1 tRNA gene is annotated in these 236 nt (G+C 55.5%); it reads right to left on the reverse strand.

Annotated features, from left to right (window positions below):
• Positions 1-158 precede the first annotated feature (158 nt).
• A tRNA-Arg gene (locus LR961_RS18735) sits at positions 159-235 on the reverse strand.
• Between the last annotated feature and the right edge of the window lies 1 nt (position 236).

Raw genomic sequence — 236 nt, forward strand, 5'->3', positions numbered from 1 at the left:
GTGCAGAAGTGCGGAAGTGCAGAAGTGCGGAAGTGCAGAAGTGCGGAAGTGCAGAAGTGCGGAAGTGCAGAAGTGCGGAAGTGCAGAAGTGCGTTCCGGCTTCGGCGGAAAACGCACATAAAAAAACAGCAGGCTATGCCTGCTGGTTTTTATTGAAATGGTGCGCCCGGAGAGATTCGAACTCCCGACCGCCTGGTTCGTAGCCAGGTACTCTATCCAACTGAGCTACGGGCGCG

This window comes from Stenotrophomonas sp. SY1, from assembly GCF_021202945.1.
Classification (GTDB): Bacteria; Pseudomonadota; Gammaproteobacteria; order Xanthomonadales; family Xanthomonadaceae; genus Stenotrophomonas.